The following is a 12603-nucleotide window of genomic DNA, read 5'->3' on the forward strand; positions in this document are numbered from 1 at the left end:
TCTGAAGAGGAACAGGTAGATGACAAATATCAAAAAGGGGATGACGACAACGTTCGTCGCGCTTGCGCTGGCCGGCACGGCCTTCACCGCAGCACCGGCTTTCGCCGCCGGCAAAATGACCATTTCCAGCCCGCAGGACCCCGGCAGCTGGGATCCGATCGACACCTTTCTGGTGCAATGGGCGGCCGTGGCCACCAACATCTTCGATGGCCTGACATATCGCGGCCCGGACCTGAAACTGGTTCCCGGCCTTGCCGAATCCTGGGAAGAGCTGGACGAGGGCAAGCGTATCCGCTTCAAGCTGCGCCAGAACGTCAAGTTCCATAATGGCGAGCCCTTCAACGCCGCCGCCGTCAAGTTCACCTTCGAGCGCCTTCTCGGCGAACAGGGTGCCAAAGGTCCGCAGCGCTCCAACTATGTCGCCATCGAAAGCGTCGATGTCATCGACGATTACACCGTCGACATGAAGCTGAAGGCGCCGGATCCCGTCCTGCTCACCAAGCTTGCCGGTTACGGCGGCATGATCGTTCCGCCTGCCTACATCAAGGAAAAGGGCGAGGACAATTTCAACCTCAACCCAGTCGGCACCGGCGCATTCAAATTCGTTTCCTACGCGCCGAAGACCAATATCAAGCTGGAAGCCAACCCCGATTACTGGGGCGGTGCGCCAAAACTTTCCGAGCTTGAATATCGCTTCATCGCCGAGCCGGCGACCGCCGTTGCCGAATTGCAGGCCGGCCGCGTCGATCTCGTCATTCCGCCCACCATCCCGATCGGCATGATCCCGGTCATCGAAGGCGATTCCAAGCTTGAGATCGTCAGCGTTCCCGGCCCGACCGTCGATGCGCTGCGTTTCAACACCCGAGACGGCATTACCGCCGATCCGAAGGTGCGCAAGGCGATCATCATGGCCGTTGATCGCGGCACCATCGTCAAGTCGATCCTCGCCGGTCAGGCCTCGGAAATCGCCAGCTTCCAGAGCGCGCTGTCCTTTGGTTACGATGCCGATCTGAAGCCGCTGCCTTACGATCCTGAAGGCGCGAAAAAGCTGCTCGCGGAAGCCGGCGTCAAGGCAGGTGCGGCGCTGCAGATCGATATCCGCGGCAATGACGCGACGATGAACGAAGTGGCGCAGGTTATTTCCAGCTACCTCTCCATGGTCGGCATTACCGCCACCATCAAGCCCTATGAAACCAACGTGCTGCTGAACGACATCATCCCGCAGGGCAAGACCGGCGCGATGTTCCAGCAGAAATGGGGCGGCTGGACCTTCGATTACGATAACACGGCCTATTCCATGTATCACTCGGGTGAAAAGTGGAACCCTTACGACAAGGACGAGAAACTGGACAAGTTGCTGGAATCGCAGCGTCCGCTGACCGACCGTGCCGAGCGCGAAAAGATCCTCAAGGAAGTCGGCGCTTATGCCGCCGAACGCGCGCTGGAAATTCCGCTTTACAACACCAATGCCATTTACGGCATCAACAAGCGGGTCAAGGGTTTCATCGCACCGCCGGATAACCGCCTGAAGCTTACCGACGTCACCGTCGAATAATCAGGCTGGTTTTCTGATCAACACACCTTGCCCGCCGCAATGCGGGCAAGGCCGGATCTCTCTTCAAGGTAAAAAACGTGGCCGGTTTCCTCATCAAGCGATTGCTGCAGGCGATTTTTGTCGTCATCGCCATCACCCTTCTCGTTTCTTTCGCCGTCCGCCTGACGGGCGATCCGGCTGTCACCATGTTCCAGGGTGGCGGCAGCATGACGGAAGACGATCTGGCACGCATCCGCGCAGCGCTCGGCACCGACCGGCCGTTCTTCGTGCAATATTTCAGCTTTCTGAAGGGTCTCGTGACGCTCGATTTCGGCCGCAGCTTCACCGGCAGCACGCCGGTCTCGCGCCTCATCGCCGATGCCCTGCCCGCCACGCTGCTACTCGCCTTCATCTCCATGGCCGTGTCGATTGCGCTGTCTATCCCGCTCGGCATCAAGGCCGCGACCTCGCGCGGCAAGACGGCCGATCAGATGATCCGCATCTTCTCGCTCATCGGCCTGTCATTCCCCAATTTCTGGCTTGCCACCATGCTGGTGCTCCTGTTCTCCATCACGCTCGGCTGGCTGCCACCGAGCGGCATGGGCGGTTTTGCCAGCTACATCATGCCGTCAGTGACCATGGGCGTCATCCTCACCGCCACCAATGTGCGCCTTGTGCGCACCGCCATGCTCGATACGCTGCGCTCGCAATATATCATGGTGGCGCGCGCCAAGGGCCTGAGCGAAAGCAAGGTTCTCTACAAACACGCGCTGCGCAACTGCGCCATTCCACTCATCACCTATTTCGGCCTGCAATTTGGCGGGCTGCTCGGCGGCATCGTCGTCATCGAGCGGGTGTTCAACTGGCCGGGTCTCGGCACGCTGGCTTTCGATGCGGTCGGCGCGCGTGACTATCCCGTACTTCAGGCCGTCATCACCGTGCTGTCGCTGATGATCGTCGGCATCAACCTTCTGGTCGATATCGCCTATGGGCTTGTCGATCCGCGCATTCGCACGGAGTAAGTGACGATGGCTGCCAAAACCTCGCGCCTGTCGCGCTTCACCAATCTCGAATTCATCCTCGGCGCGTCCCTCACCACCGTCATCTGCCTTGCGGTCGTCTTTTCCGACGTGCTGTTTCCGGGCGGGGCGGACAAGATCGACCTGATGGCGCGCCTTGCCAAACCCTTCGCCAATGCCGCCCATCCGCTCGGCACCGATCCGCTCGGACGGGATGTGCTCGCCCGCGTCGTCGCCGGCGGCAAGATTTCGCTGCTGGTCGGTTTCACCTCGGTCATCGGCGCGGTCATCTTCGGCGTCGCGGTCGGCCTGGTCGCCGGTTATTATCGCGGCTTCTGGGATATGCTGGTCATGCGCTTTGCCGATATCCAGCTCGCCATGCCCTTCATTCTGCTCGCCATCACCTTCATCGCCATTGTCGGCGGCAGCCTTACCAACACCATCATCCTGCTGATCATATCGCAATGGGTGCAATATGCCCGCCTCGTGCGCGGCTCGGTGCTGACGCTGCGGGAGCGGGAATTCATTCTCTCGGCCCGCGCCATCGGCGTGAAGGACTGGCGCATCATTCTCCAGCACCTGCTCCCGAACCTCATCGGCCCGGTCATCGTGCTGATGACGCTCAATGTCGCCAACAACATCCTGCTTGAAAGCAGCCTCACCTTCCTCGGCCTCGGCGTTGATCCCACCATTCCGAGCTGGGGCGGCATGCTGGCGGACGGCCGCACTTACTTGCAGACGGCATGGTGGGTCAGCGTCTTCCCCGGCCTTGCCATCCTGCTCACCGTGCTCGGCCTCAACCTTCTCGGCGACTGGTTGCGCGACAGCCTTGACCCAACAGGCAGAACCTCGAGGTAATCCAGATGAGCCAGATTTTCGACCAGACCTTCGAGCGTACTCTGGACACGCTTGTCGCCCGCGCCACGCCCGGCCAGTCCTTCGAGGCATGGACCTTCGATGATGCCAAAAGCCGCCGCGAAGCCGAAGAAAGGCTGAAGAAAAAAGGCGTCAGCGCCCGTATCCGCAGCGCCTACAAACCGCTTCTCTTCACCTTTCTGGAAGAGATCAATCTGGAAGGCATCGACGCCATCGAGGTGGGTTACCCGGTGCACGCCAATGCGCCCGCCAACCGTTTCCGGCTGGAGGCCTATCCGCTGGCGGCTCTGGTGGGCGATGCGAAGATCGATTTCATCGCCCGCGACGACGACGCCTTCCATTATGACGTTACGCTGAGCCGCAACGGCAAGAAGGAAAGCCTGAAGGTTCCGGCCCCAAACCGGGTTCACACCGATATCGTCGGCGAAACCAATGTCTCGCCAACCGGCTGGTTCCGGCTTGCCGGTGAGGCTGTGGGCGAGCGACTGGCAACGGATTACGAGCAGCTTTTCGAAGCGGCGATCAATGCCGTCGCCAACCACGGCTGGGGCAATGAAGAACCCTATTTCGAGGAACTGAACATCCGCGTCGCGCATCCGGCCGAAGACATGGTCCTGCCCATCGGCGACGAAGTCGTCAGCCTGCGTGAAGCACTGCATGAGGATTTCTATTTCTCGCTGCTGGAATTCTTCCAGAAGAAATCCGGCCGCCCGCTGGGTGACCGGGGCCTGAAGCCCGGTCAGATCGTACCGGAAATCGTCAAAAACGAAGGCGAAATCTCCCTCCGCATCGAGACCCGCAAGCTCACCACCGCCTTCCTCGACGGCGGCGAACAGCCGATCGATACGGCCCGCGAACCGATCGCGGCAGGGCAGCTTTCGGCTCTGCTGGCGGATATCGGCGGCGAAGTCTTCGAGGCGCGCTCCCGTTCTGGCCGCATCCTTTCCGCCCGTTATGTGGCCGGCAGCGATGCCGCCGTGATGGTGAGCGGCGGCCAGCACCCCAACGAAACGACAGGTATCGTCGGCGCCATCCGCGCCGCCCGCAAACTCGCAGACCGCAGCGGCGCGCATTTCACCATCTCGCCGCTGGAAAACCCCGACGGCTACGCCCTGCATCAGCGGCTGCGCCTCGACAATCCGCGCCATATGCACCATGCCGCGCGCTACACGGCGCTGGGCGACGATCTCGAATATCGCACGCCGGAAAATTCAGGCAGCCATCTCAACGAGAAGGAAATCCGCTTCAAGGCGCAGGACATAAGCGGCGCAAGCCTGCACGTGAACCTGCACGGTTATCCCTCTCACGAGTGGACCCGGCCTCTATCCGGTTATGTGCCGCGCAATTTCGCCATGTGGACGCTGCCGAAGGGTTTCTTCCTCATCATCCGCCACCATGCGGATTGGGAAAGCCAGGCCGAAGCCCTGCTCGACAAGGTGACCCGCCATCTCGGCGCCATTCCGGGCCTTCTGGACTACAATAATCGCCAGATCGCGCTTTATGAAATCCACGCCGGTGAAACCGGCTTCCGCATCATCAACGGCTTCCCGTGCCTGTCTTCCATCGACGACCGCCACACCGTGCCGATGACGTTGATCACTGAATATCCCGATGAAACCATCTATGGCGATGATTTCATCACCGGCCATACCGCGCAGATGGAAACGGTTCTATCGGCCTATGACGCCTGGCAGGAGATCGTGTCGCCGCAAGTCGCCTGACATCGCCAGGCAGGGACCCCATGCCAGCGTGTTCACCTTCGGGCGCGCTGGCACCCGGTCAACTTGGAAGCAGCGGCGCAACATCCGATAAATGTTCGGATGTCTCCTGTATTGTCAGGCCCATGCGCGACAACAAGTCAAACCCGATCAAGCATGAAGCGGAGCGGTTTTGCATGGTGCGGGCGTGAACCACAGGAGACCCCATGCCCGCTCTGGACAAGCTCATCTGGCAGATCGAAACCGATCTGCATAAAAACCTGACATTGACGGTCCTGTCCGACCGCTGCGCCATCAGCACACATCATATGTGCCGATTGTTCCAGCTTTCCACCGGCCTGTCGATCATGTCCTATGTCCGGGCGCGTCGACTTTCCGAGGCGGCCAGAACCATCGCGCAGTGCGATGCTGACATCCTCACCGTCGCGCTTGGTGCGGGATACGGATCTCATGAGGCGTTCACACGAGCCTTTGCGAATTATTTCAACATATTACCGAGCATTGTTCGCAAGGCCCGATCAACCTCATCCCTTGATCTCATGGAGCCATTCAAAATGAAGAAAGACATGTTCGTCGAAGTCCAGCCACCGGAAATGCGCCGCGCCGAGGCCTTCCTGGTAGTCGGTCTCAGCACCACCTGTTCGCTGGAGAACAACAGCGCTATTCCGGCGCTCTGGCAAGCCTTTAACACCCGTGAAAACGACATCGAGGAGGCCGTATCCGGGGCCGCTTATGGCATATGCAGCGTCGCCGATGAAGCTGGCAACTGCACATATCTAGCCGGCGTCAAAGCGCTGAAGAAAACAGCTGGCATGGATCACATCGAGGTGCCCGCGCAATCCTACGCGGTCTTCACCCATAGTGGCCATATCTCGGATCTTCCCAAAACGGTCTATACGATCTGGAACAAAGTCTTGCCCGATGCCGGCCTTAAAACTGCCCGCTCCCCCGATTTCGAACTGTATGATCGACGTTTCGATCCGCAAACAGGACGGGGCACTGTGGAAATCTGGATTCCGATCGTCGCCTGACGTCTGAAATAGCATGCCCCAGCCTGATGCTGGGGCATGCCCTGAACCGCATTTTTGGCGGGCAGGAACAGAAATTACGCTTATTTTGCCGGCATTGTGGTAGCGGCGAGCTTGTTTTCCCGCTGCTTCTGCAACAGCTTCTTGCCTTTGCTGAGGATATGCAGGTTCGCGGCGTCGAGCTTGTTATAACCGGCCTGAATGATATCGATATCGGCGACATGGCCGATTGCGGCGAGCTTGTACATGACATCGCCGACGGCCACGTCGACGGTTGGCACCGGCAGGGTTGCAATGTCCTTCGTCGCCGCCTGAACACCCTCCCCCGTACCACCCATGACGTGATACAGAGCCAGCGCCTTGCGCAGAAAGGCCTCGCGGCGCTCGATCTTGTTGTTGAGTATACTTTCTCCGACGCGATTTCGCATCAGCTCAACAGCTTTATTTTGATATTCGCCCATCAGACACCAAATAAATTTCAAAATATGCTTCGCGAGACTACGAACAATCCCCTTAGAACTGGTTAAGGCATATCATTTTGCGCGCATGAAATCCGTGTTTTCCCGTCACCCGGTCGCAGCCGGTTTTGATAACGGGACATCCAGACGCGGAAGCTAGCAGACAAGCCGCCCGCGATGGTCACCGGCACGCCTTGTATTGAGAATCATCCAGCGATCCCTATTGTGGGTTCCATTGCAGGCGGACGCGGATGAAGCGGGGATTGATAACCGTCAGGTTATTTATTACCCCCCTTATTTCATTTTACTTTGGTCATCGCACTCATCAATCTGGCAGCCTGGATCGGTGGATGGGAGCCACGGATCAATTGGGAGGAAATCATGAAATTACGGATCACCGCCGCAATCGCGGCCATCTGCTTCAGTTCTGCTGCTTATGCCGAGACGATCAAGGTCGGCGTGGTCGGTCCGTTCTCCGGTCCCTTTGCGTTGCAGGGCAAAAACTTCAAGGCCGGCATTGATGCCTGGTTTGCGCTGCACGGCAACAAGGTCGGTGATGATAGCATTGAAGTCGTCTATCGCGACGTGCCGCAGGCCGATCCGGCGCAGTCCAAGGCACTGGCGCAAGAACTGGTGGTGAAGGAACGCGTGCAATATCTTGCCGGCTTCTATTTCACCCCTGATGCCATGGCCGTCACCCCGCTTCTGAAGCAGGGCAATGTGCCGATGGTCATCATGAATGCCGCCACCTCGGCCATCGTGACCAAAAGCCCCTATGTGGTGCGCACGTCGTTCACCACCTGGCAGACCTCCACCCCCATCGCCAAGGTGGCGTTTGATGGCGGTGTGAAGAAGGTCATTTCGCTGGTCAGCGATTACGGCCCCGGCGTCGATGCCGAGAACGCCTTCAAGGCGGCATTTACCGCCGCCGGCGGCGAGGTGGTGGAAACCATCCGCATGCCGCTCTCCACCAATGATTTCAGTCCGATCATGCAGCGCGTCAAGGATTCAGGCGCTCAAGGGGTTTTCGCCTTCCTGCCATCTGGCCCGACCACGCTCGGCTTCGTCAAGGCCTTCAACGATAACGGCCTGAAATCCGCTGGCGTCAAGCTTTTCGCGCCGGGCGATCTCACCCAGGAATCCGACCTGCCGGCGCTCGGCGAGGCCGCACTCGGCATGCAGACGACCTTTCATTACGCCGTCTCGCACGATTCACCTGAGAACAAGACATTCGTGGAAGCCGCCACCAAGGCGATCGGTAATCCGAAGGAACTGTCCTTCCCCTCCGTTAGCGCATTTGACGGCATGTATGTCATCAGCAAAATGATCGAGGCCACAGGCGGCAAACAGGATGCGGAAAAGGCAGTCGAGGCGGTGAAGGGTCTTTCCTGGACAAGCCCGCGCGGCCCTGTCAGCATCGATCCGGAAAGCCGCCACATCACGCAGAACATCTATCTGCGCGAAGTCGCCAAGGGCGATGACGGTTCCTACTACAACAAGGAAGTCCAGACCTTCGAAAAACAGGGCGATCCGGGTCTCGCGGCCGCGAAATAACCGGCGACACCGGCATCGCCGCCACAATGGCGGCATTCTTGAAACGGTCGAACCGCCTTGCAGCGGTTCGGTTCCGGCCCGGACGGGCGTTACAGCACCGGGAGGAGTTTTTTCAACATGCAGACGGTCTTCAGCATCCTCATCGATGCGCTTGCCTATGGCATGGTCCTGTTCATCATTTCCATCGGTCTATCGGTGACAATGGGGCTGATGCGGGTGGTCAATCTGGCGCATGGCGCTTTCGCCATGATCGGCGGTTACCTCGCCTCTTATGCCGCCCATGGCCTCGGTTTCGGTTATGCGGCGGCGATCCTCGTTGCCATCGTCGGCACCATCATTATCGCCATACCGCTCGAACGTTTCCTTTACCGGCGGATTTACGGCGCACCTGAACTGACGCAGGTGCTGATGACCATCGGCATCACCTTCTGCATCATCGGCATCGCCAATTTTGTGTTCGGGCCGACACTCAAAACCATTCCCTTGCCGCAACAATTGGCCGGCCCCACCGATCTCGGCTTCCGCACCATCGCCACCCACCGCATCTTCGCCATCGTCAGCGGCCTCGTCGTCGCGGCAACGCTGTGGTTCACTTTTGAAAAGACCGCCTTCGGCATCAAGTTGCGCGCGGCGGTGGACAATGCCGCCATGGCGGCAGCGCTCGGCGTGCGCACCGAGGTCATCTATGCCGTCAGCTTCGCCATCGCCGTCGGCCTTGCCGCCATGGGCGGGGTCATCGGCGCGGAGCTGCTGCCGGTCGAACCCTATTATGCGCTGCGCTATATGGTCACCTTCCTCGTGGTGGTCTCGGTCGGCGGCGCTGGCTCCATTCCGGGCGCGCTGATAGCCTGCCTGCTGCTCGGCGCCATCGATACGACCGGGCGGTATCTCGCCCCCGAATATGGCGAATTCTTCTTTTATCTGGCGGTCATCGTGATCATCACGTTGTTCCCGCGCGGCCTTCTTGGAAGGGCGAAATGAGATGGCGGTGCTCATGAACGACCTGACTGCAACGGCAGACACCCCGAAGGCACGCTCGCCGCTGCGCGCTGTCGCCGGGCCGCTCCTCATCATCGCCGCCGCCATCATCGGCTACTTTCTGTTTCCGGATAATCTGGCGCTGCTGACCCGTATCATCGCCATTGCGTTGCTCGTGTTGTCGATCGATCTCGTCACCGGTTATTGCGGCGTCGCCACGCTTGGTCATGCGGCGCTCTTCGGTGCGGGCGCCTATGCCGCCGGCATCGCCGCCGCCCATTTCGAGATCACCGATCCGCTTCTGATGACCGCCATCGGCGCGGCAGCAGGTGGCGTCGCCGGGCTGCTCTCCGGCACGGTTCTGCTGCGCGCCCACGGCCTGCCGCAGCTGGTGCTTTCCATCGCCGTCATCCATCTGTTCCATGAGGCGGCCAACAAGGCATCGAACTGGACCGGCGGCAGCGACGGGCTATCAGGCGTTTCGCCCGACGCCCTGTTCGGCACCTTCGAATTCGATCTTTTCGGCCGCACCGCCTATATCTATGGCGTCTGCCTGCTGCTCCTCGTTTTCCTTGCCCTCAGGGTCATCGTCAACTCACCCTTCGGCATGCTGTGTCGCGGCGTCAAGCAGGACAGCATCCGCATTCAGGCCATGGGCGGCTCGGTCAACGGCACCATTTTGAAGATGTTCGTCATATCAGGGGTCGTCGCCGGCATTGGCGGTGCGCTGAACGCCATCTCGACGCAGGTCGTCGGCCTCGACAGCCTCAGCTTCACGCTTTCGGCCGAAGGGCTGGTCATGCTGGTGCTGGGCGGCGCGGGTTCGCTTTATGGTGCGTTGATCGGCACTGTCACCTTCATGTGGTTTGAGGATGTCGTTTCCGCCGCCAATCCATTCCATTGGCTGACGATCGTCGGCCTGTTGCTGATTGCCGTCGTGCTCTTTGCACCACGCGGGCTTTACGGCGCAGGCGAACAGATCATTGCGCGCCTGCGGGGAGATCGCAAATGAGCGCCATTTTCGAAGTATCCGGCCTGCAGAAGAATTTCGGTGGCCTCGTCGTCACCAATAATGTCTCGCTATCGCTGTCGCCGGGAGACCGCACGGTGCTGATCGGCCCCAATGGCGCCGGCAAGACCACCTTCGTCAATCTCGTCACCGGCACCATCAAGCCCTCGGCCGGCACAGTGCGCATTGCCGGCGAGGACGTGACAGACCTCAGCGCCAGCCAGCGGGTGAAGCGCGGACTCGTCCGCTCGTTTCAGGTCACGCGGCTGTTTCAGGATATGACGCCTGAAGAACATGTGGCGCTCGCCATTCTCCAGCGGGAAGGAAAGACCGGCCGGATTTTCGGCCGTTACCGCGCCATGCCCGCGGTGATGAGCGAAGCGCGCGATATTCTCGGCACGCTCGGCCTTCTGGCGCTTGCCGAAACAAGGGTGCGGGAAATCGCCTATGGCCAGCAACGGCTGATCGAGATCGCGCTTGCCATGGCGCTTCGCCCGAAAATCCTGCTGCTCGACGAACCGGCGGCCGGCGTGCCTTCGACGGAAACGGCACGTATCGAGCAGGCGCTGGACCGGCTGCCCGCCGATCTCGCCATATTGATGATCGAACACGACATGGATCTGGTTTTCCGCTTCGCCAAACGTGTCGTGGTTCTCGCGGCCGGCGCCGTCATCTTCGACGGTTCGCCTGATGATGTCACCAGCAATGCGGAAGTCCGCCAAGCCTATCTGGGAAGTTACGCCGATGCCCGCAGCGCCGCTTGAAATCGTCAACCTGACCGCCGGTTACGGCCCGACCCGCGTCATCGAAGGCCTGTCGCTTTCGGTACCATCAGGTTCGCGTTTTGCCGTTCTCGGCCGCAATGGCGTTGGCAAGACCAGCCTTTTTGCCACGCTGGCCGGCCAGACGAAACGCTTTTCCGGCGATATCCGCCTCGGCGGACAGGACATTGCCGCCCTGCCGAGTGCCGCCCGCGCCAAAGCCGGCCTCGGTTACGTGCCGCAGACCCGCGACGTGTTTCCAACACTGACCGTTGAGGAAAACCTTTTCGTCGGCCTCAAGGGTCGGCCGAAATCTGCGATCGAGGAGGCCTATACGCTGTTTCCACGCCTGAAGGAACGCCGCCGCAATCTCGGTTCGCAACTTTCCGGCGGCGAACAGCAGATGCTCTCCACCGCCCGGACGATTCTCGGGAAGCCGCGGGTGCTGCTTCTCGATGAGCCGCTGGAAGGCCTCGCACCTGTCATCTGCGAAGAACTGATGGCCGCCTTCTCCAAACTGGCGCAGTCAGGCGAAATGACCATTCTTCTCGTCGAACAACGTATCCAGATGGCCATCGACTTCGCCGACCATGCCATTATCATGGAACGCGGCCGCATCGTCTGGGAAGGGCCGTCCAGCGAATTGGCACAAAACCCGGATATTATCGATACGCATCTCGGGGTTGGCGGGCTGCACTAGCTCAAGGCAGCAATTCACAGAAGCGGGGAGGTATACGTTTTACCCCCGACCCACCTCATTTATCCGTTCCTAAAAAACCCAATGGAATAAAAATTCCACTGGAGCTAAAGTGCACACGATTTCAGTCTGCATAAAGGAACGACAATGACGGCAATCGAGGCGCCAGAATCGGTGAAGGCTTTTGAGGAGCGATTGCTCCAGGTTGCGGAGGGGCTGCCGAAACGATTGCGGCAATGCGCCGATTATGTCGCCTCCAATCAGGACCGCATTGCCGTTTCCACCGTCGCCGAAATGGCAGAGGGTGCTGGCGTGCAGCCTTCGGCCTTCATGCGGTTTTGCCAGATCATGGGCTTTTCCGGTTTTTCGGAAATGCAGCGCCTGTTTCGCGATTCCTATGTCGGCGGCTGGCCGGATTACACCACACGACTAGATCATCTGCGTGAAAAGGGCGATGAAAGCGCCTCCGGCCTGCTTGCGGAATTTGTCGAAGCCGGTCGTTCCTCGCTGGAAATGCTGCTGAAATCGGTCGATACGCGGCAGCTTGACGAGGCGGTTTCGGCACTGGCTGGCGCGCGCACTGTCCACATTATCGGTTTGCGACGGTCTTTCCCCATAGCCAGTTACCTTGCCTATGCCTTCGAAAAAATGAAGGTGCCAGCGGTTCTGCACAGCGCCGTTGGCGGGCTGGGCAATATCAGCGCCATCTCCAGCGATGACGCGCTGATCGCCATCACCTTCTCTCCCTATTCCACTGAGACGCTGGAACTGGCGGAAACGGCCCGGGCCAATGGCATTCCGGTGGTTGCGCTCTCTGATTCTGCCGTCAATCCGCTGCGCAAATCGGGCGCAACACTTTTGACGGTCACAGAGATCGATTTCGGTGCATTCCGCTCGCTTTCCGCCACGCTCTGTCTGGCTATTACGCTGGCCGTAGCTGTGGGAACCCGCAAAACAGCCTGAATATTTTT

12 protein-coding genes are annotated in these 12603 nt (G+C 59.7%); 11 read left to right on the top strand and 1 reads right to left on the bottom strand.

What is annotated here, in order from left to right; all coding sequences use genetic code 11:
* Window positions 1-19: 19 nt before the first annotated feature.
* From FCH38_RS21790 to FCH38_RS21810, 5 genes are all read left to right on the top strand, one after another.
* Window positions 20-1555: an ABC transporter substrate-binding protein gene (locus FCH38_RS21790; RefSeq protein ID WP_174375140.1), complete on the top strand. Its 1536-nt coding sequence runs from the start codon at window positions 20-22 to the stop codon at window positions 1553-1555.
* 77 nt (window positions 1556-1632) lie between these two features.
* A complete protein-coding gene (locus FCH38_RS21795; protein ID WP_174375141.1) occupies window positions 1633-2556 on the top strand; it encodes an ABC transporter permease subunit in 924 nt (307 codons plus the stop codon).
* 6 nt (window positions 2557-2562) lie between these two features.
* Window positions 2563-3411 carry an ABC transporter permease gene (locus FCH38_RS21800; protein ID WP_149901547.1) on the top strand — a complete coding sequence of 283 codons (849 nt, stop codon included), beginning with the start codon at window positions 2563-2565 and terminating at the stop codon, window positions 3409-3411.
* Window positions 3412-3416: 5 nt separating this feature from the next.
* Window positions 3417-5150: a M14 family metallopeptidase gene (locus tag FCH38_RS21805; protein WP_174375142.1), complete on the top strand. Its 1734-nt coding sequence runs from the start codon at window positions 3417-3419 to the stop codon at window positions 5148-5150.
* Between the two features lie 203 nt (window positions 5151-5353).
* Window positions 5354-6178, top strand: a complete 825-nt coding sequence (locus tag FCH38_RS21810; protein ID WP_174375143.1) for an AraC family transcriptional regulator — start codon at window positions 5354-5356, stop codon at window positions 6176-6178.
* Between the two features lie 80 nt (window positions 6179-6258).
* Here the strand turns inward: FCH38_RS21810 and FCH38_RS21815 are convergent, their stop codons facing one another.
* The gene (locus tag FCH38_RS21815; protein WP_149901608.1) at window positions 6259-6636 is read right to left on the bottom strand and encodes a hypothetical protein; all 378 of its coding nucleotides are present in this window, start codon (window positions 6634-6636) and stop codon (window positions 6259-6261) included.
* Between the two features lie 378 nt (window positions 6637-7014).
* Here FCH38_RS21815 and FCH38_RS21820 point away from each other — a divergent pair, with 378 nt between their 5' ends.
* From FCH38_RS21820 to FCH38_RS21845, 6 genes are all read left to right on the top strand, one after another.
* On the top strand, window positions 7015-8187 hold the full coding sequence (locus FCH38_RS21820) for an ABC transporter substrate-binding protein (protein ID WP_153516857.1): 1173 nt from the start codon (window positions 7015-7017) through the stop codon (window positions 8185-8187).
* Between the two features lie 117 nt (window positions 8188-8304).
* A complete protein-coding gene (locus FCH38_RS21825) occupies window positions 8305-9168 on the top strand; it encodes a branched-chain amino acid ABC transporter permease (RefSeq protein ID WP_149901551.1) in 864 nt (287 codons plus the stop codon).
* A gap of 1 nt (window position 9169) precedes the next feature.
* Window positions 9170-10177 carry a branched-chain amino acid ABC transporter permease gene (locus tag FCH38_RS21830; protein WP_149901552.1) on the top strand — a complete coding sequence of 336 codons (1008 nt, stop codon included), beginning with the start codon at window positions 9170-9172 and terminating at the stop codon, window positions 10175-10177.
* Entirely contained in the window at window positions 10174-10938 is a 765-nt protein-coding gene (locus FCH38_RS21835) for an ABC transporter ATP-binding protein (RefSeq protein ID WP_174375144.1), read from the top strand. The genes FCH38_RS21830 and FCH38_RS21835 overlap by 4 nt, the downstream gene beginning before the upstream one ends.
* A complete protein-coding gene (locus FCH38_RS21840) occupies window positions 10919-11635 on the top strand; it encodes an ABC transporter ATP-binding protein (protein WP_174375145.1) in 717 nt (238 codons plus the stop codon). The genes FCH38_RS21835 and FCH38_RS21840 overlap by 20 nt, the downstream gene beginning before the upstream one ends.
* Window positions 11636-11779: 144 nt before the next feature.
* Window positions 11780-12595 carry a MurR/RpiR family transcriptional regulator gene (locus FCH38_RS21845; protein WP_174375146.1) on the top strand — a complete coding sequence of 272 codons (816 nt, stop codon included), beginning with the start codon at window positions 11780-11782 and terminating at the stop codon, window positions 12593-12595.
* Window positions 12596-12603: the final 8 nt, after the last annotated feature.

The organism is Agrobacterium tumefaciens (assembly GCF_013337285.1).
GTDB classification, from domain to species: domain Bacteria; phylum Pseudomonadota; class Alphaproteobacteria; order Rhizobiales; family Rhizobiaceae; genus Agrobacterium; species Agrobacterium burrii.